17 protein-coding genes are annotated in these 19,330 nt (G+C 63.6%); 13 read left to right on the top strand and 4 right to left on the bottom strand.

The window, feature by feature from the left end; genetic code table 11:
- Positions 1-3 precede the first annotated feature (3 nt).
- Positions 4-1,224: a hypothetical protein gene (locus R2834_00345; GenBank protein MEZ4698749.1), complete on the bottom strand. Its 1,221-nt coding sequence runs from the start codon at positions 1,222-1,224 to the stop codon at positions 4-6.
- A 209-nt stretch (positions 1,225-1,433) separates the two neighbouring features.
- On the opposite strand from R2834_00345, the gene R2834_00340 reads away from it, so the two are divergent.
- Complete coding sequence (locus tag R2834_00340) at positions 1,434-1,946, top strand: gamma carbonic anhydrase family protein (protein ID MEZ4698748.1); 513 nt, start codon at positions 1,434-1,436, stop codon at positions 1,944-1,946.
- A gap of 41 nt (positions 1,947-1,987) precedes the next feature.
- Here the strand turns inward: R2834_00340 and nagB are convergent, their stop codons facing one another.
- Positions 1,988-3,934 (bottom strand): glucosamine-6-phosphate deaminase, encoded by a 1,947-nt coding sequence (gene nagB, locus R2834_00335; protein MEZ4698747.1) that lies wholly within the window; start codon positions 3,932-3,934, stop codon positions 1,988-1,990.
- A gap of 87 nt (positions 3,935-4,021) precedes the next feature.
- A complete protein-coding gene (locus R2834_00330) occupies positions 4,022-5,167 on the bottom strand; it encodes a PQQ-dependent sugar dehydrogenase (GenBank protein ID MEZ4698746.1) in 1,146 nt (381 codons plus the stop codon).
- A 155-nt stretch (positions 5,168-5,322) separates the two neighbouring features.
- Between R2834_00330 and R2834_00325 the strand changes: the two genes are divergently transcribed.
- The 3 genes from R2834_00325 to R2834_00315 all read left to right on the top strand — a co-directional run bounded on the left by R2834_00325 (position 5,323) and on the right by R2834_00315 (position 8,329).
- Positions 5,323-6,567 (top strand): MFS transporter, encoded by a 1,245-nt coding sequence (locus R2834_00325; protein MEZ4698745.1) that lies wholly within the window; start codon positions 5,323-5,325, stop codon positions 6,565-6,567.
- 198 nt (positions 6,568-6,765) lie between these two features.
- Complete coding sequence (locus R2834_00320; protein ID MEZ4698744.1) at positions 6,766-7,275, top strand: cytochrome c; 510 nt, start codon at positions 6,766-6,768, stop codon at positions 7,273-7,275.
- The gene (locus R2834_00315; GenBank protein MEZ4698743.1) at positions 7,265-8,329 is read left to right on the top strand and encodes a hypothetical protein; all 1,065 of its coding nucleotides are present in this window, start codon (positions 7,265-7,267) and stop codon (positions 8,327-8,329) included. The genes R2834_00320 and R2834_00315 overlap by 11 nt, the downstream gene beginning before the upstream one ends.
- A 45-nt stretch (positions 8,330-8,374) precedes the next feature.
- Here R2834_00315 and R2834_00310 read toward each other — a convergent pair whose 3' ends face one another.
- A complete protein-coding gene (locus tag R2834_00310; protein MEZ4698742.1) occupies positions 8,375-8,656 on the bottom strand; it encodes a NifU N-terminal domain-containing protein in 282 nt (93 codons plus the stop codon).
- A gap of 55 nt (positions 8,657-8,711) precedes the next feature.
- On the opposite strand from R2834_00310, the gene R2834_00305 reads away from it, so the two are divergent.
- The 9 genes from R2834_00305 to R2834_00265 all read left to right on the top strand — a co-directional run bounded on the left by R2834_00305 (position 8,712) and on the right by R2834_00265 (position 19,328).
- Positions 8,712-9,242: a phage holin family protein gene (locus R2834_00305; GenBank protein MEZ4698741.1), complete on the top strand. Its 531-nt coding sequence runs from the start codon at positions 8,712-8,714 to the stop codon at positions 9,240-9,242.
- Positions 9,232-9,732 (top strand): hypothetical protein, encoded by a 501-nt coding sequence (locus R2834_00300; protein MEZ4698740.1) that lies wholly within the window; start codon positions 9,232-9,234, stop codon positions 9,730-9,732. The genes R2834_00305 and R2834_00300 overlap by 11 nt, the downstream gene beginning before the upstream one ends.
- Positions 9,733-9,896: 164 nt before the next feature.
- Positions 9,897-10,550 carry an adenylate kinase gene (locus R2834_00295; GenBank protein MEZ4698739.1) on the top strand — a complete coding sequence of 218 codons (654 nt, stop codon included), beginning with the start codon at positions 9,897-9,899 and terminating at the stop codon, positions 10,548-10,550.
- Between the two features lie 30 nt (positions 10,551-10,580).
- Positions 10,581-11,582: a polyprenyl synthetase family protein gene (locus R2834_00290; protein MEZ4698738.1), complete on the top strand. Its 1,002-nt coding sequence runs from the start codon at positions 10,581-10,583 to the stop codon at positions 11,580-11,582.
- 47 nt (positions 11,583-11,629) lie between these two features.
- Positions 11,630-11,899 (top strand): HPr family phosphocarrier protein, encoded by a 270-nt coding sequence (locus R2834_00285; protein MEZ4698737.1) that lies wholly within the window; start codon positions 11,630-11,632, stop codon positions 11,897-11,899.
- A 36-nt stretch (positions 11,900-11,935) separates the two neighbouring features.
- Positions 11,936-13,789, top strand: a complete 1,854-nt coding sequence (ptsP, locus tag R2834_00280; GenBank protein MEZ4698736.1) for a phosphoenolpyruvate--protein phosphotransferase — start codon at positions 11,936-11,938, stop codon at positions 13,787-13,789.
- A gap of 88 nt (positions 13,790-13,877) precedes the next feature.
- Positions 13,878-14,948 carry a bifunctional phosphoglucose/phosphomannose isomerase gene (locus tag R2834_00275; GenBank protein MEZ4698735.1) on the top strand — a complete coding sequence of 357 codons (1,071 nt, stop codon included), beginning with the start codon at positions 13,878-13,880 and terminating at the stop codon, positions 14,946-14,948.
- Positions 14,949-15,208: 260 nt separating this feature from the next.
- A complete protein-coding gene (locus tag R2834_00270; protein ID MEZ4698734.1) occupies positions 15,209-18,160 on the top strand; it encodes a BamA/TamA family outer membrane protein in 2,952 nt (983 codons plus the stop codon).
- Positions 18,150-19,328, top strand: a complete 1,179-nt coding sequence (locus R2834_00265; protein ID MEZ4698733.1) for a PQQ-binding-like beta-propeller repeat protein — start codon at positions 18,150-18,152, stop codon at positions 19,326-19,328. Before R2834_00270 ends, R2834_00265 begins: the two co-directional genes overlap by 11 nt.
- Positions 19,329-19,330: the final 2 nt, after the last annotated feature.

The following is a 19,330-nucleotide window of genomic DNA, read 5'->3' as shown; positions in this document are numbered from 1 at the left end:
GCCTCAGGGTTTGTCGAACACGACCCGTTCGAAGTCCTGCCAGGAGAGGCGCACTTCGTCGCCGGCGTCGTCGATGATGAAGATGCCGTCGTTGTCGCTGTCCACGTCGTTCGAGCCGCGCAGTTCGAACCGCCGGCCGTCGAGCAGCGTCACTTCGGCTTCCCGCGAGGAGAGCCGCTCGATCGAGCGGATTTTTCCGAACTCGATGTCGAACTGCATGTCGCTCAACTCGCCGTCGAGGAATTCCCATGTGGCCGACTCGTCGTCGTCCCACCGCAGACGGCCCTCGAACCGGTCGCCATCGCGTGTAAACACCGTGCCGGACAGGGGGGCGATGCGCGCGAACGACGCATAGTCGGGCGCCGCGTCCGGCGTAGTGAAGATGACTTCCTCGAATTCGTCCCAGTCGAGCTCGACCTGGCCGAGTTCAGGATCCAGCACGAGAATGCCGCTGTTGCTGCTGTTGACATCGTTCGTGCCGCGCAGGACGAACTCGTCGCCGTTGTTCAGGCGGACCAGCGCGCTGCTCGAGCTGTTGCGGCGGATGCGTTCGATGTTGCCGAAGGGGATCTTGCGCCGCCGGCCGTCCTCGTCGTTGCCGTCGAGGATATCCTCGGTGAGGACCTCGTCGACATCCCAGCAGACGAAGCCGGTGAATTCGAGGCCGTCGCGCGAAACGACGGTCCCGAAGAGCCGCTCGCCCAGCGAGGAGGTGACGCCGGCGGGCGCCTCAAAAAGCTCCACCAGCTCGAGGTCCCGCCACTTGAGTTCGATCTGCCCCGCCTCGGCGTCCTCGATGATGATTTCACGGACGTCGTTTCCGATATCGGTGGACCCGTTGATCAGCTCCACTTCCTCGCCGGTTTGCAGGATAAGGCGCGCCCGGTCGCTGCCGATCCGCTCGAGCGAACGGATGTTGCCGAACCGGATGCCCGAGGTGCGCGAGTAGGTGCGATCGCCGTCCTCTTCGTAGACGGTAAAGCCGAAGATCTCGATCCGCCGGCCCCGTTCACGCTCGCGGTCCGTGCGATGGATGACCTTGGAGCCGTTCAGGACATCGACCCAGCTCGCCTCGTTGCGGTCCCAGCGGATCAATCCCTCGTACACATCGCCGTCGGTCGTGGTGATTCGGCCGTAAATGCGGCCGGTGGCGTCGTCGGCGGACGCCGTGGTCGCGAGGCCGGCGCATCCGAGGGCACAGAGAAGGACGGTGAGGTATCGCATGGAAAAAGTCGGTATGTGCTGTTATGAGTGCCGCATCCGGGCTGAAGCAAGATGCTCTACGCGTAACCTGTAGTCCAGGTTACATGCCGACCTTGCGCGCGGGCATCGCCGGCCTGTGAAAATCCGCGTGGCAGATACGGGATGCTCGGTACGCAAAAAACACGTAATATCGGGCATCTCGTTTCCGCCATGCAAGGCAACGCCATCTCATGCTACATCCGTTCCGGGGCATCGTCCCCACCGTACCCGCTTCCGCGTATCTCGCCCCCTCCGCCGATGTGATCGGAGACGTCGTGCTGGGGCCGTTTTGCAGCGTGTGGTTCAATGCCACCATTCGCGGGGACGTCAACACGATCCGCATCGGCGCGGAAACCAACATCCAGGACAACGCGGTCGTGCATGTCACGGGCAAAACGGGTCCGACGTACATCGGCAACCGGGTTACCGTGGGCCACAGCGCCATCGTGCATGGCTGCACCGTCGAGGATCGGGTGCTGATCGGGATGGGCGCCATTATCCTCGACCAGGCGGTCATCGGCGCCGGCAGCATCGTGGGGGCCGGCGCACTCGTCACGGGCCGCACCCTCGTGCCTCCGGGCTCCCTCGTCTATGGCAATCCTGCCCGCGTGATCCGGTCGCTCACCGAAGAGGAAATCGCCTCGATCGACGTCTATGCCGATAAATACCTGGCGAACATCAAGGCGTATACCGGGCGCGAATAGGCAAGGCGAAGCGTCTACGCTCTCCCGATTTGCGATCCTCCCTACATCCCGTAGGAGGTCACGAAGGCTTCGGAGACGTAGAATTCGGGCAGCCCGAGGCGGTTCAGGGCTTCGGCCGTGGCTCGGTTGCGGTCTCGGGCGCGTTCCCAGAACTCGCGCGTGTCGTAAGCCCCCGGAAACATCGCGCGGTCTTTCTGGCTCTCGTGTTTGAAAACCGCCTCGATCTTGCGGTCGAGGTCGGCTTTGGACATCGGAATGAACACATCCACCCGATGGATTTCCCACTCCTGCCAGGCGCCCCGGTAGAGCCAGACGAGCGGGCACTGGTCCTCGGAGGGTGCGTGCTGGATGGCCTCCGTGGTCGCTTCGAGCTCGTCGGGGTCGAGGATGCCGCGGGCCTTGCGGTAGCGGAGGAGCGCCTCGCGGATGGCGACATAACACATGCGATGGGTGCCGTGGGGATCGGACAGGTCGCCGGCGACAAAAATATGGTGTGGCTTCACCTCGTTGAGCAGGTTGAGCACCACCTGTACGTCGGCCTCGCCGACCGGGGCCTTGCGCACGGTGCCGGTTTTGTAGAACGGCATATCCAGGAAGCGCGCGTGCGAGGCGTTGAGGCCGAGCACCTCGATGCCGGCGATGGCTTCGGCGTAGCGGATGTACGCCTTGATGCGCTGCACCTCCTCGAGATCGATTTCGCCCGACTCCTTGCGTTCGAGAAATTCGAGAATGCGCTTCGTCTGCTGGTCGAACGCGCTCCGCGTCTTCGCATCGAACTCGAACACGGCGAGGCTCATCTCCAGGAAACGGAGGTAGCGGCGGACGTCGGCATCGAATACGGCCACGGACCCGTTGGTCATGTAGGCGACCGTCACGTCGTTGTCGTTCGCAACCACCTTGTCGAGCATGCCGCCCATCGAGATCACGTCGTCGTCGGGGTGGGGGCTGAAGCAGATGACGCGCTTGTTGCGGAAGAGGTAGTCCTGGTACACGATGCGCCGGCGCAGATCCTCGAACACGCTCCGGCAGAGGGTGTCGACATTCTTGTGCGCATAAACGAGGCTGTGCAGGTTGTTCTTGAAGAAGTCCGCCGATTCGAGCCGGAGAATGGCTTTCCCGACGCGCTCCGACAGCCAGATCACCGCCCGCTTCGTGAGCAGCGGCGTCCATTCGACCTCACGGACCAGCCAGGGGGTCTTGATGCGCGTCAGTTCGCTCGCCGCGGGCTCGTCCAGATAAATCGAGACGTGATCGTGCTCCTGCAGGTACGACGCGGTGATGTTCGAGTTGGGGACCTCCTCGACGGCCTTGCGGATGATGCCGGCTTTGTGCTCGCCGGTCGCCAGCAGGATGATCTCGCGTGCGGACAGGATGGTGCCCACGCCCATCGTAAGCGCTTCGCGGGGCACAAATTCGTCGCCGAAAAAGTCGCTGGCCGCGTCCTTCTTGGTGATCTCGTCGAGCGTGATGAGGCGCGTCCGGGTCTTGATGCCCGAACCCGGTTCGTTGAACCCGATGTGCCCGCTGCGGCCGATGCCCAGCAGCAGCAGGTCAATGCCGCCGGCCTTCTCGATCGCCTGCTCGTAGCCGTAGCAATAGGCTTCGATCTCCGACCGGGCGATATCGCCCTTGGGGATGTGGATCTGGTCTGCCGGGATGTTGATGTGGTTGAAGAAGTTCTCCTTCATGAACCGGTGGTAGCTCTGCAGCTGATCCGGCGCCATGGGGTAATATTCGTCCAGGTTGAACGTCACGACCTGGCTGAAGTCGAGCCCGTCGTGCCGGTGGGCGCGGATGAGCGCCTGGTAGACGCCGATCGGGGTCGAGCCGGTAGGCAGGCCGAGCACGAGTTTTTCGCCGGCGGCCTGGCGGGCGCGGATGAGCTGCGCGATATACCGGGCGACTTCCTCGGCCAGTTCGTCGGGCCCCTCGAAGATCCGGACGGGTACCCGTTCGAGTTGCGTGCCGGCCTCACGGGTGGCCGGCAAATGGACGTGTCTGGCAGAGCCCGGGGCTGACCCTGCGCGAGTGGACGTAGACATGATGCAGCGGCAAGAGCGTTACGAAAACAGCGGCTATTCCGGCATGCGAAGCCGGTAGATAGACCCATCGAAAGCGCAAAGATACAGGTTTTGTGCCCTGTCGACACCAAAGGCGGCGATGTTCAAATTAGAATTCAGCAATTCTACCCGTTCGGTGGCGCGAGCCCCGTCCAGCGTGAGCGCCCAGATGCGGCCGGAGCTGAAATCGGCGAAGATGTATTTGCCGAAGAGGTCGGGCAGCTCGGCGCCGCGGTACACATAGCCTCCGGTGATTGATCCGCCATCGCCCCGGCCGTACTCCCATACCGGCGGGGTGAGGCCCTCGGTGTCGCACCCGCTCTCCGGCCTGAAGCAGTGCGTGGCCTCCATCACATTCCAGCCGTAATTGCCCCCTTTGACGATGACGTCCACTTCCTCGTAGCGGTTCTGGCCCACATCGCCGGCCCAGAGCAGACCGGTTTCGCTATCGAAGCTGAACCGCCAGGGGTTGCGCAGCCCGTACGCATAAATTTCCTCGTCGAAACCCTGGTCGTTGCCCGCGTACGGATTATCCGCCGGAATGCCGTAGGCCCGGCCGGCCGAGGGCGCATCCACATCGATACGGAGGATCGAGCCGAGCAGCGACGCGCGGTTCTGGCCGTTGCCCATCGGGTCGTTCGCCGACCCGCCGTCGCCGAGCCCGATGTAGAGGTAGCCGTCGGGACCGAACACGATCTGCCCGCCATTGTGGTTGCCGAAGGGCTGGTTCACCGTCATCACGATGGATTCGCTGTCAACCAGCGCCTGGTTCGGGTCGGCGGGGTCGACCCGGTAACGCGCGATCACCGAGCGGCGCGGGTTGTCGGCCGAGTAATAGACGTAAAACCACCCGTTTTCGGCGTAATCGGGGTGAAAGGCCAGTCCGAGCAGGCCTTCCTCGTTGCCGCGGTCGTTCACGCGGTCCTCGATGTCGAGAAATACGGTGGACGCGGACACGCCCCGGTCGTTCGCAAACACCCGGATGACACCGGGCTGTTCGACGACGAAAAGGCGATCCGTGGCGTCCGGAGGCGCCTGGAGGTCGACCGGCCGGCGGAACGAGAGGTTGGGGAACGCCGGCTCCAGCATCTCCTGGGCGGAAACGCACTTGAAGGAGGTGAGGAGGAGCAGGAGCAGGAGCGGAAGCCGAATCAGGATCATACACATACGGAAAACTGAACGAGCGAAGAGCGAAAGGTGTGACACGGGGGCCTGGTTCCGGTTCCGGGGGTGCCGGCTACTTGCTAACCTCGCGGGCGGGCCGTTTCTTGGGCGGGAATTTTAGCGGAGGGCCGCACTCACCAGCCAGCATGGGTATGAACGTACTATTGACCTCGCGCCTCAGCCTGATGATGTTCGCGCAGTATTTCATCTGGGGCGCGTGGGCGCCGACGCTCGGGAATTACATGGGCACGATCGGCATGGGCGAGTCGATCAACTGGGCGTATTCCCTGGGGCCGCTCTCGGCGATCATCGCGCCGTTTTTCCTCGGCATGGTGGCGGATCGGTTTTTCGATTCGGAGAAGGTGCTCGGCGTCATGTGCCTGCTCGCCGGCGTGGCCATGATGGCGATGCCGAGTTACGCCGGCACGCCGCTGTTCCTCCCGCTGCTGTTCCTCCATGCGATCTGCTACTTCCCGACGCTGGGCCTCACTGCGACGCTGGCGTTTCACCACATGACCAACCAGGAAAAGGAGTTCCCCGTCGTGCGCGTCTTCGGCACGATCGGGTGGATCGTCGCCGGCGTGGTGATCGGCAAGGTGCTGCAGGCCGACGCCACACCGCTCCCGCTCTACATCGGCGGGGCCGCGTCGATCTTTCTCGGCGTCTACAGTTTCACGCTGCCGCTGACGCCTCCGCCGTCCGCCGGCCAGAAGACGTCCTGGAAGCAGATTCTGGGGGTTGATGCCCTGCGCGCCCTCAAAACGCGCTCGTTCGTCATCTTCCTGATCGCGGCGATGCTCATCTTCATCGCCTTCGGCACCTACTTCCCCTACGCGCCGGTCTACTTCAAGGCCTTGCACGACAACCTCAACCTGACTCATTTCCAGAATCCGAGTTTCGAGATGTCGTTCGGACAGGCGTCGGAGATCGTCTTCATGCTGCTCATCCCGTTTTTCTTCGCCCGTCTCGGCGTCAAGTGGATGCTCATGCTGGGGATGCTCGCCTGGGTGGCCCGGTTTACGGTCTTCTCCGCCGCGGCGCTCAGCGGCACCTTCTGGCTCGTCATGATCGGCATCCTGATCCACGGGGTGTGCTACGACTTCTTCTTCGTCACCGGGCAGATCTACATCGACAAAAAGACGTCCCCGGAGATCCGCGGACAGGTGCAGGGGCTGCTGGTGCTGTTGACCCAGGGCGTCGGATTTTTTCTCGGCACGCAGATCTCCGGCGCGTTCGTGAACACGTACGGCGCGGGTGGGACACTGGCGCTGCCGGACTGGCGGCTGTTCTGGGGCCTCTTCGCCGGCGCGACGCTGCTTTTTTCGATCGCCTTTTTTATGCTGTTCGACGAAAAAGCCGAGCAGGCGGACGGCGAGGCCGTCCCGCAGCGCGCCTGAATCGATCCTCCTTCGATCGGCCGGCGCAGCGACCGGGCTCGCGTGTTGAATGGAAAACTCACAGGCGGGACAGGAACCTGCCGGCCGGAAATCCGATACATCGCCTTGCGAGCACCTGCCAGACCCCGGTTCGTCGCTCGGCATCTGGATGCTTGATCGGCATCCCCTGCTTTATCCATCAATCCGCCGAACTACATCATGAAGCCACTGGCGCTTGTAACCACCGCCTTCGTCGTGCTGGCCGTCTCCGCGTTCACCCTGTCCGATGGGGCATCGAACCAGACGGCCGAGCCGGCTTTTGCGACCGTCGCGCACGACGGTCAGGAGATCTATCTCACCCGCTGCACGTCCTGCCATCAGATGAGCGGGGAGGGCGTACCCGGCGTATTCCCGCCCCTGAAGGAATCCCCGTTCGTCACCGGCGACAAGGGGCGCCTCATCCGCGTGCTTCTCAACGGGCTGAGCGGTGAGGTGGAAGTCAATGGCGTCACCTATAGCGGGATGATGCCGCCCTGGGGCTCGTTCCTCGACGATCAGCAGGTGGCCGACGTCCTCACGTACATCCGTTCCAACTTCGGCAACTCCGCCGAGGCCGTCACGGCCGCCGAAGTGGCCGCCGTACGGGCGGTCGTGAAAGACCGGAAAGATACCTGGACGGTCGAGCAGCTCGAAGCGGAGGGCAACCACGGCATCCCGGGTGGCGACTGATCCATCCGCCCTCATCGAGGCCCTTTCGGCTGTAGCGGACCTGTGGCGCGATCCGGAGTATCCGGATCGCGCCGAGGCCGTTGAAAAAACGCTGGCGCTTCCGAACACCTTCACGGAAGAGGCCGTCGCCTTCGCGATCAACCAGCAGGTCGCCCTTCTCACGTCCGATGCACTGCACGCCTGGATGGCCGGCCGGCGCACGACCCATCCCCGCCCGGTCTCGGTGCTGAATGCCGGGAATATCCCGTTTGTGGAATTGCAGGACTGGCTCGCCGTGCTGCTGACGGGGCACAGCTACCGGGGCACACTGTCTTCTCGATCCCCGTATCTCCTGCCGGCGTTCGCGGCCGGCGTCGCGGCGCGCGGGGTGGAACTGCCGTCGGTATTCGGTCCGCTGGCGCGCTCCCTGACCCCAGATAGTGCCGTTATTGCAAGTGGAGGCCCGGACGCCCTCGCGGCGGTGGCGCGGATGGCAGAGGAGCGGGGGATACCCGGCGAGCGCCAGCTGTTGCGCGGCCACCGGTACAGCGTGGCCCTGCTCAGCGGCCGTGAAGGGGAGGATGAACTGGAGCGGCTCGCGGAAGATACGCTGCTGCATGAAGGCCGCGGGTGCCGCAACATCGCGATCATCTGGGCGCCGGCGGGCCAGCAGCCCGATGCGCTGCTCGAGGCTTTCGCCGCGTTTCGCGGCGTATTTCCGGCCCACCCGAAGACCCCGATGACGCTCAAAATGCGCCAGGCCATGCTCCATGCGGTGGGCGTGCCGCACGCCTACGGGGAGGACCTCTCGTTTCTGTTGAGCAAGGGAGCGCCGGAAGAGCAGGAGCCCGGCCATGTCCGCTGGGCGGAATACGAGTCGATGGAGGAGGTGACGGCGTGGCTGCAGGCGGAGGTCGATGCGATCCAGCTGGTGGCGGCTTCGCCCGGGACGCTGGGCCTGTTGCCCGAACTGCCCTGCGTGCTGAGCGATTTCGGCGAGGCGCAACGCCCCGCGCTCGACTGGCGCCCCGATCAGGTCGACACCATCGACTTTCTGGTTCGAGCCGGGCGTTGAGGCGGGATAGCCGGGGAGGCCGGCATGGAGGTGTCCCGCAGCGGCTCAGCCGCCGGCTTCCTCAAAATGGGCGGCCAGGACGCCCTCGATTCGCTCGAAGAGATCGTCCCAGTCCGCATCGGTCGTTTTCGTGACGGTCAGGAACTGCGGCATGACAAAAACATTTGCTATGCCCCCAATCGCGAAGAGCTGTTCCGCCCAGGGTGTGCCGGCGGCGTCGGCGGCCGAAGCGTAGGAGGCCATGCCGGCTGAGATAAAAACGCCGGCGTGTCGCGTGAACTTGAGGCTGTTGGGGTTTGGAGTGGGGTGGGCGTTGAATCCAGCCATGTAGGGGAATGGATGCTATTGTGATTCCAGCAATTGCTTGTAGATTATCGTGTGCGTGTTTGTACGCGAAGCGAAAATTACACGGATTAAACGCCGGCAGGTTGCCGGCGAAGGCCGTATGAACGTGACCGATAAATCAGATCGCAATGGGACCGAGCCGCGTGCCGCCGAACCGGCGGAGGCGACCGGGCTGGACGGTAAACTCACGCGTCTCACTGGACACGCCCGCGGGCTGATGGAAGAGCTGACGGTGTGGGTCGACCTGAAGATCCAGCATGCGATCACCGGCGTCCAGCAAGATCTCGAGTCGAAGGGCAAACGCGTTGCCCTGGATGTGGGGGCCGGCGTGATCGCGCTGGTCGGCGTACTCTTCGCCCTGGTGGCGCTTGCGCTGGGTATCGGCGCATGGCTTGGGCCCGCATGGGGCTTCATGATCGTGAGCGGACTCCTTTTCCTCGGCGCCTTCGTGATGTACGCTGTGAATCATCGCAAGCGTGCCGGGCGTTCCATCCCGGTCGAAGGCCGGCGTGTGCCCCCGAGCCTGAAACCCGGAACCATCCCAGAACTCGAACGGCATGAAGACTGAACAAGGCGATATCGAAGCGCAGTTGAAGGCGACGGAAGACGCCATCGCGATGCATCTCGATGCGCTCCAGGAGGAAGTCCAGCGGTCCGGCGAGGATGTGCGCAATTACCTAAAGAAAAACCCGTGGGTAGGTGTTACCGCCTGCCTCGTCGCGGGAGTCGGGCTGGGCCTGTTGCTCGGCAAGCGCCGGGGCGGTTCGGCCGGCGTCGAGCGGTATGGCAATTACCTGGATCGACTGGGGGATATTGCGCGAAATGCGGGGGCTACGGAGTCGGAAGTGGCCTCGCTCTTACGTGAAGCGGTCCAGACGTCGATACCCCCCGTGATGGTCGGCGCCTCAACTTCGAAAGGTAGCGGACTTGCGGGCAAGATATTTGGTATTGCCTCAGGACTTGTATTTGACATGGCCAAGCGGTCCATTATGAACTACCTGGATGAAAGACTTTCCGCCAAAGGCACGTCTGCGAACGACAGCACTGGGGAGGGATAGCGTTATTCGCCCGCCTCGCGGTCGCGGTTGACCCGGAAGGCGTGCGCATGAAAGACCGTCCGTCTGCATGGATGATTGACCCGCTCCATGCTTTCTTGATGAAACCTTTCAGGTGCTCCAGGAAGTAAGTGACAGTCCGCATCCTAACGGATTTTTTATAGATCATGCGCATCCTGATTTTTGGGCCTCCGGGCGCCGGCAAAGGCACACAGGCCGCCAAGCTTATCGAGCGTTTTTCGCTCAAGCATATCTCGACGGGCAACATGTTGCGCGCCGCCGTGGCGGATAAGACGGCCGTCGGGGCCGTGGCCAAGGATTATATCAACGAGGGGCGGCTCGTGCCCGGCCAGCTCATGAAAAAGATCACGGAGGAGGCCATCGCCGAGCAGGGATACGACCAGTTTATCCTGGATGGCTACCCGCGCACCGTCGAACAGGCCGAGTGGCTCTCGGAATTTTTGAATGCCCATCGCGCGCCGCTGGATGCGGTCATCTCGCTGGTCGTGCCCGACGAGGTGATCGTCGAGCGGCTCTCGGCGCGCCGCGTCAACCGGAAAACGGGCGAAAACTACCACCTCGAGTTCAAGCCGCCGCCGCCCTCGGTGGACCCCTCGCTGATCTACCAGCGGCCCGACGACCGCCCCGAAGCGATCCGGAAACGCCTCGCAATCTACCATGACGAAACAAAACCGGTAGAAAGCCATTTTTCTGGGCATCCCAAATACGCCCGGATCGACGGAACGATGCCGCAGGAAGACGTTCACGAAGCCATCGTGGATCTCATCATGGCCGACATATCGGCCGCGGAGGCAGACTGACGGCGCGGGCACTCCACCGGTTGAGCTTGTATGACCCAGGCGCCCCACGCTGTCCTCACGCCCGAACAGACCATCCAATCGCTCCGCGAGCGCATCGAAGCGGGGCTCGCCGCACTCGAATTCCCAGCGACACCCGCTTCGCTCTACGAACCCGTACGGTACGTCCTCCAGGCGCCGGGCAAACGGGTGCGTCCCGTCCTGCTCCTCCTGGCCGCTGAAGCGCTCGGTGCGGAGCGCGACCGTGCCCTGCCGGCCGCGCTGGCCGTCGAGGTGTTCCACAACTTCACCCTCGTGCACGACGACATCATGGACAACGCGCCCACCCGACGGGGCCGGCCGACCGTCCATGCGCGCTGGGACGAATCCACGGCGATCCTCTGCGGCGATTTTATGGTCGCGCTCTCCTATGACCTGCTGGCCCGCGTGCCGGGCATCGAACTCAAACCCGTTCTCGACGCCTACTTCCGGATGGTCCGCCTCCTGTGCGAAGGCCAGGCGCTGGACAAGGAGTTCGAGACGCGCCGCGATGTGACGGTGGAGGAATACTTCCACATGATCTACGGGAAGACCGGCGCCCTGATCGAGACCTCGTTCGAACTGGGCGGCTGGATCGCCGGCGCGAACGACGACGTCATGAGCACCCTGCGGAGTCTGGGACGGCACGTCGGCCGCGCCTTCCAGATCCAGGACGACCTGCTCGATCTGGTGGCGGAAGACGCGCGCTGGGGAAAAAAAGTGGGGGGGGACCTTCAGGAAGCCAAAAAAACCTATCTTCTCCTCCGCACCCTGGAGGTCGCTCGCGACGACGATCGGGCCTGGTTCTTGCGTATTCTGGATCAGCGCGGGTTGCCCGAGGCCGAAATCGACGAGGCGCGATCGCGCATGGAGCGGCTGGGCGTCCTCGACGAGGCGCGGCGGGCCGTCGTCTCGCACAGCGAGGCCGCCCTTGCGGAACTGGGCGTGTTGCCGGAAACGCCGGCGCGCGCCGCGATCCATTTCCTGATCGATCGATTGCAGCACCGCCTCCATTGAGCGCTACGGTCTGCATGTCCCCCTGAGAAGCAACGATTCGCGTGCCGATGCTTGTTCGAGAATTAACCGTTACCAACAAGGCCGGCCTGCACACGCGGCCGGCGTCGATGATCGTGCGGGCCGCCGCGCGCTTCAAGTCCGATTTCTACATCCAGAAGGACGGCTACGAGATCAACGGCAAAAGCATCATCGGCGTGATGACGCTGGCAGCGGAACAGGGGGCGATTCTGAAACTGACCTTCGACGGCGAAGACGAAGCCGCGGCGGCCGAGGAGATCTCCAGGATTTTTGCCGACGGGTTCGGCGAAGAAAAATAGGGTGCCTCGATGTCCCTCCCTCCATTGCAAACCGATATGGATGCCGGCCTTCCCCGGGTGCGGGAGTCCGCTGACCCCGCCAACGGGGAACGCGTGCTGCATGGCATGGGCGTATCCCAGGGCATCGCGATCGGCCCGGTATACCTCTACACGCGGGAGGCGCTCGACGTGCAGCGGCGGCCGCTCGAGCCCGACGAGGTGGAGCAGGAAATAGAGCGGTTCAGGGCCGCGGTGGCGAATGCCGAGCGCGAACTCGAGAAAATCGCGTCCGTCGCCCGCGAGAAACTGGGCGAAACGAGCGCCGGCATCTTCATGGCGCAGGCCCTCATGCTGCAGGATGTCGCCTTTCAGGATGAGGTGATCGGCCGTATCCGCAACGAGCACATCAACGCCGGCTATGTGGTGAAGGCCGCGATCTCGGAAAGCCGGCAGCGCATGGAGGCTAGCGAGAGCGAGTACATCCGCGAACGCGCCAACGACTTGCTCGACGTGCAGGACCGCATCGTCCGCAACCTCCGGCGCGGCAAGCTGATCTCCGCCATCGAGCCGGAGACGATCGTCATCGCCGAAAACCTCACGGCCGCGGACGTCATCCTCTTCAGCCGGCGCAACATCCGGGGCTGCGCGACCGACTTCGGCGGCCCGACCTCGCACGTATCGATCATGGCGCGCGCGCTCGGCGTGCCGGCGGTGGTCAGCATGCATCGCGTCAGCCGCGACGTCGAGCAGGGCGACATGGTCATCCTTGACGGGTTCAACGGCCGCGTGATCGTCAACCCGACGCCGAAAACACGCCAGGTCTACGAGCGCCTCCGCGAACGCTACCAGCGCCTCGTCAAGGAGCAGCGCGCCTACATCCCGCTGGCCTCCGAAACCCGGGACGGCGTCCGCATTTCGCTGCGCGCCAACCTGGAGTTCAAGGAGGAGATCGAACTGGTCGATGAGTTCGGCGCGGAGGGCATCGGCCTGTTTCGGACGGAGTTCTTGTTTCTGATGCGGGGCAAGCTGACGTGCACCGAGGACGAGCAGTACGAAACCTACCGGGATATCGTCCTTTCAAACCTGAACGGGCCGACGACGCTGCGGCTGCTCGATCTCGGGGGAGATAAGATGCTGCCGATGGCGCACCGCGAGCACAACCCATTTCTGGGATGGCGCGGGATCCGGGTGCTGCTGGACAAACAGGAAGACCTGCTCATTCCCCAACTCCGCGCCATCCTGCGGGCCAGCGCCCACGGGCCGGTGCGCATCCTGGTGCCGATGATCACGGATGTGGCGGAGGTCATCGAGGTGAAGCAGATCATGGCCGCCGTCAAGGAGGATCTGCGGCACGAGCGCGTCCCGTTCGACGAGGAGACGCCGTTCGGCATCATGGTCGAGGTGCCGGCCGTGGCGCTTACCGCCGACCATTTCGCGAGCGAGGTCGACTTCTTCTCCATCGGCACGAACGACCTCACGCAATACGTGCTGGCCGTCGATCGTGGCAACGACCTGGTGTCCGATTTGTACCAGGCGCTGCACCCTTCCGTGCTGCTGCTGATCGAGCGCATCGTCGCTGCGGCCGACAAAGAGGGCATCCCGGTCAGCGTCTGCGGCGAGCTCGCCGCGGACCCGCGGGCGATCCCGATCCTGGTTGGGCTGGGGATACGGGAGTTCAGCGCGGCGCCTATCTTTTTGCCTGAGATTAAACGCGTGATCCGATCGATGGAACGACATGAAGCTGAGCAGCTGGCCCGGGAAGTGATGCATACGTACGACCAGAAGACGCGCTCGCACATCCTGCTGAACTGGCTGAAAGCGCGTGATATCGACTATTTCCAGTTCCTGCGCGACGAGACCAACGGGGGATCCGAACCCCGCGTGTCGCCCCAGGACGCCTCTCATTCCTGAGCGCGGATTCTGAATTCCTGTCCGTCATGCCGGCACCGACTCGGCGCCAGTCCATGCTCTTCGTTTGATTCAATTGAGGAAGTATTCCATGCAAGCCAGAAATGATTTGAGCCTCTCCGATATTCGCCGGATCGACACCAGGGGCATGTTCGACCTGGTCTCCGGCTTTCCCGACCACTTCAAACAGGGACGCGCCATCGCCGAAGAGGTGTCGCTCACGCTGGATGCGACGAAGAAGAAACAACTCGTCGTGATCGGCATGGGTGGTTCGGCGATCTCGGGCGACCTGTTGCGCTGCTATGCGGTCGACCAGTCGCCGATCCCCATCCAGGTGGTGCGCCACTACGCGTTGCCGGCGTCGATCGACAGCAACACGGTCGTCGTGGCGTCCAGCTTCTCCGGCAACACGGAAGAGTCGCTCGCCGGCTTCGAGGAGGCGCTCGCCCGCAAGGCCACGATCGTGTGCATCGCCTCCGGCGGCGCCCTGCTCGACCTGGCCCGCAAGCACGGGCTGCCCTACGCCCAGATTCCCGGCGGGATGCCGCCCCGGGCCGCCCTGGGGTACTCGCTCTCCGTCCTCTTTGTCTTCGCGCGCAAGATGGGCCTGATTCAGGTGCCCGACGAGGCGTGGGGCGAGGCGGATGCCCTGCTCCGCAAGCAGACCGAGCGCTATGCCAACCTGGAAGTCTCGCATCTCGCACGCACGGTCGCGGAAGGCCTCCTCGATCGTTTTCCGGTGGTGTACAGCGCGAATGGGCTGCTAGAGGCCGTGAATTGGCGCTGGCGGGGCCAGTTCCAGGAAAACAGCAAGATGCTCGCCGCCGGCAACCTCTATCCCGAACTCAATCACAACGAGATCATGGGGTGGGAGGAGACCGGCGCACCGACGCTGCACGACCGGATGGGCGTGGTTGTCCTGCGCGACCGCGAGGACCATCCCCGCATCCAGCATCGCATGGACGTCACGCGTTCGCTGATCGCGTCGCGGGCCGGCAGCTGGACCGAGGTGTCGACGGAAGGACAGCATCGCCTCACGCGCATGACCTCGCTCATCAACCTCGGCGACTGGGTCAGTCTGTACGCCGCGTATCTCCGGAACGTCGACCCGACGCCGATCGGGCTGATCGACCAGCTCAAAGACGCCCTGGCCAGGGTCTGACCCGGCGCGTCGCAGGATACGGAACGGGGATGGGAGCCGGCCGAGGCTTCCGCCCCCGTTTCGCTCTGGCCGCCGCGGTAGGCATGCCGGCGCGCTCACGCGTATTTACCATGTGGCCGGCGGCCGGAAAGTCGGGGAACGAGATTTGCCTGTCTTTCGTAGCCAGAGAACAAGATATTATGAAGTCCGCGGCGATCCGGCAGGCCCGTCCTGTCATCGCGGCGGCGTTGGCCCATACACCCTGAGATTGACCTTGCACCATGGTGAGATTCCGGCGAGGCGTTGGCGCATTACTTATCGGGATAGTGGCCCTGCTCCAGCCGGCGCAGGCCCAGTATCACTTCGGCCGCAACAAAATTCAGTACGAGAACTTCGACTGGCAGGTCCTGAAGACCGAGCATTTCGACGTGATGTATTATCCCGAGATGCAGGAACTTGCCGAGTATGGGGCACAGTTTGCCGAAACGGTCTTCAGTGAACTGGAAAACCGGTTCAGCTTTACGCTCAACCACCGCGTGCCGCTCATTTTCTATTCGTCCAACCTCCACTTCAAGCAGACGAACACGACGCCGGGCTTCATACCGGATGGGGTCGGCGGTTTTTTTGAGTTTCTGAAAGGACGCGTGGTCATCCCCTCGAACGGCGATATTCACCGTTTCCGTCGCGTGATCCGCCACGAACTGGTGCATGTGTTCACCTTCGTCAAGGTGCTGCGGGTCATGAAGGACTACCGGATTCCGGCCAACCGACTGCCCCCGCTGTGGTTTACGGAGGGGCTGGCCGAGTACTGGTCCGGCGAGCCCGACTACCAGCACGAGATGGTGATGCGGGATGCCATCTTCTCGAATTATCTGGTGCCGCTCGAAAGCATGTACCGCATCAGCGGCTCGTACCTCATGTACAAGGAGGGGGAGGCGGTCTTTCGATTCATCTCCGAGACCTACGGCGAAGAGAAGATCCTGCGGCTGATCGAGAACTTCTGGATGGAGACGGATTTCCGGAAGGTCCTCGAAATTACGCTCCACGAGAAGTTTACCCGGATCTCGGATCGCTGGGGAGAGTGGATGAAGGCCCAGTATTATCCGGAGCTGGAGGAGGCCTCGCCGCCGTCGCTCGTGACCCAGGCGCTCTCGCGTCCCGGTTTCAGCTCGAAGCCGGCGTTCTACGAGTTCCAGGATGGCACGAGGAAGGTGTACTATATCGCCAACCGGACCGGCTACACCAACCTCTATGAGGTGGAGCTCGATTCCACGTACCGACCGGTCGGCAAGGAACGCATCCTTATCAAGGGGGAACGCGACCAGAAATTCGAGGCGTTCCATTTCTTCGAAAGCCGCACCAGCGTTTCGCGGGACGGCAAGCTGGCCTTCGTTACCAAGAGCGGGGGCAGCAACAGCCTGCACGTGTACGACCTCGAGGCGGATAAACTGCTTCATTCCTACCAGTTCGAGGACCTCATCGCGGTGTATTCGCCCACATGGGATCCGACGGGCGAGCAGCTCGCGTTCTCGTCGATCAACAAAAGCGGTTTCAACGACCTCTACCGGTTCGACACCCGGACCCGCTCGCTGGAGAAACTGACGAACGACAGCTACGACGAGCGCGACCCGTCCTGGAGCCCCGACGGCCGCTTCATCGCCTTCTCGTCCGACCGGACGTCGACGGGGGACGAAGGGGCGTACAACCTGTTTACCTACGACCTCACCGACGGCTCGATTCGGTACGTCACGTTCGGAAACCAGTCGGACTTTTCGCCGCAGTGGACGCCCGATGGCCGGCATCTGCTCTATACCAGCGCGCGTCCGGACAGCGTGGGCCGCTACGGCGCCCAGAACATCTGGGCGATCGACATGACCGCCGAGATCGGCGTTCCGCCGGCGGTGGCCTCGGCGTCCCTGACGCCCGTCGAGCCGCTGATCCCAACGCCGACCCTGACGCGGACGGCCAGCCGGCTCACCAACATCACGACCGCCGCCTACGACCCGGTATGGACGCGCGATGGCGAGATCATCTTCACCAGCTTCGAGCAGATGAGCTTCACGATCCGGTCGCTCGCCGGCGCGGATTCCCTGCTACGAGCGCCGGAGACCGAGATCGAGCATCCGGTGACGCAGTCGGGTGAGCACTGGGCGTTCGAGCGGATCGATGCCCGGAGCGAGGTGAGCACCAACCGGTACAAGCGAAAGTATTCGTTGGACGTCGCCCAGGGCGCCGTGAGCCAGAACCAGGTGCTCGGTACGTATGGCGGCGCGCTGGTGGCGGTGTCCGACCTGATGAGCGACGACCGCTGGTATCTGACGGTGTTTAATCTCGGACGGTCGAGGCAGGACTTTTTGCAGAGCATGAACGTGGCCGTCACCCGGGTCCAGACGCATCGACGGACCAACTACTCCTACGGCCTCTACCGGTACGGCGGCGAACGCTACGACATCACGGATCCGGACGCGCCGAGCGTTTTCCCGTATGTCTACGAGACGATTTATGGCGGCGTGGGCGCCGTCAGCTATCCGATCTCCATGTTCCAGCGCGTCGAATTGAGCACGTCGCTGAACTGGAATCATCGTGAGATCCCCGTCGAGCGCATCGACCGGGAGGCCGTGCTGCTTTCCAATGCCATTTCGCTGGTTCACGACAACACGCTGTATGGCATGAACGGCCCGGTCCAGGGCTGGCGCGCCAACCTGACGCTGGGCTACACGACGGACGTCCGCTATTCGAACGTCAACTATTACAGCCTGATGGCGGACATCCGGCAATACCTCCGGTTGAGCCGGCAGCTCACGTTTGCGACCCGGCTCGTCGGCCGGCTCAATCACGGCCGCGAAGCGCGCCTCTTCATCCTGGGCGGCAGCTGGGATCTGCGTGGGCAGAGCCTGTTCAGCGTGCGCGGCAAAAAAATGTGGTTCGTATCGAACGAACTGCGCTTCCCGATTTTGAACAATCCGACCATCTACATCCCGGTGCTGACGCCGTTCGGCGTGGCCAACCTCCGGGGCGCGCTGTTCTTCGACGCCGCGCACGCCTGGAATGAAGGCTACAACGACCGGCAGCTGTCGATCCGGTCCGGCGAGACCCTCGCGGCCTCGGGGCTCGGGCTTCGCATGAACCTGTTTGGCGGGCTCGTGCTCCGGTACGACATCGGGTACGCCTACCGCGACTGGCAGCGATCCGATCGGTTGTTCAAGCAGTTCTTCTTCGGCTATGACTTCTAGCACCCTGGTCCGTGTCGCGTTTGCCGCGAGTCTCTTCGCGCTGCTGATCACGGGCTGCTCCTCGTTTTCCTCCCGAACGCACACGGTGACGCCCGAAGACTGGGCGATTTCCGGGGCGGATCTGGCGCGCTCGTCCATGGCCGACCTGCGCCTCGAGCCGCCGCTCGAAAAAGTGTGGGAGCACGATCTGGGCGCCGGCGCCGGCCCCGGTTCGGCCCTGATCACCGGGAATCTGGTGCTCATCGCGAACCGGAAAGGGCAGCTGCTGGTGCTGGATGGGGAGAAGGGAAAGCGCGTCGGCCGCACGAAATTCGACGCGCCGGTCGAGGGCGGTATGGCGATCGCGGACAACATGCTGATCGTTCCCGGCGCCAAACGTAAAGCGTCGCTGTACGGGTACGATCTCGGCCGGGGCAAGGTGCGATGGAAACTCAGGAAGGCTGCCGTGCAGGCCGGCGTTCTGACGCTCGACTCGCTCGCCGTCGTCGTCGACGCCACGGCCATGCTCCGCGTGGTCGACACGGCATCGGGCAAGGAGCGGTGGACGCACGCGCTGGATTCGATGGCCTACGTCATCGGCGCACCCGTGGCGGAAGGGCCGGTCGTGTACGTGGCGAATGAAAACGGGGTGCTGTATGCGGTCGATGTGGTGCGGGAGCAGCGGCAATGGCGCCGCGATCTCGGCTCGCCCGTCTATCAGGGACTTGGCATGGCCGGCGATATCGTGCTCGTGCCGACGACGCGCGGCCGGCTTTTCGGGATCGATGCGCGCACGGGCGCCACGCGGTGGACCCTGGCGCTGCCCGATACGACCGTCCGTTTCTCGGCGACGGCCTACGACCACCGCGACGGCGTGCTCGTCGTGGGGACGACCGACGGCCGGCTACGCGCCCTCCGCGCCGACAGCGGATCGGAGCTGTGGGTGGCGGAAGTGGAATCCCCGATCACGGCGGCCCCGCTCCTGACGCGCCAGACGGTGTTCGTCGGCACGCTCGGACGCAAGCTGCTGGCGCTCGACCGCAACACGGGCGCCCGGCTATGGGAGTACGAGATGCCGGGCCGCGTCACCTCCGCATTGGCGGCGGCGGACGATCTGCTGATCGTCCTTTCCGAGCCGCAGCGGATCGTCGCCTTCAGGATGCCCCAGGAAATGCCTGTAACCGAATGAAC

This window comes from Rhodothermales bacterium, from assembly GCA_041391505.1.
Lineage (GTDB): Bacteria > Bacteroidota > Rhodothermia > Rhodothermales > JAHQVL01 > JAWKNW01.
Note: the sequence above shows the minus strand (reverse complement) of the source record. Positions and strands in the feature narration are given on the sequence as shown.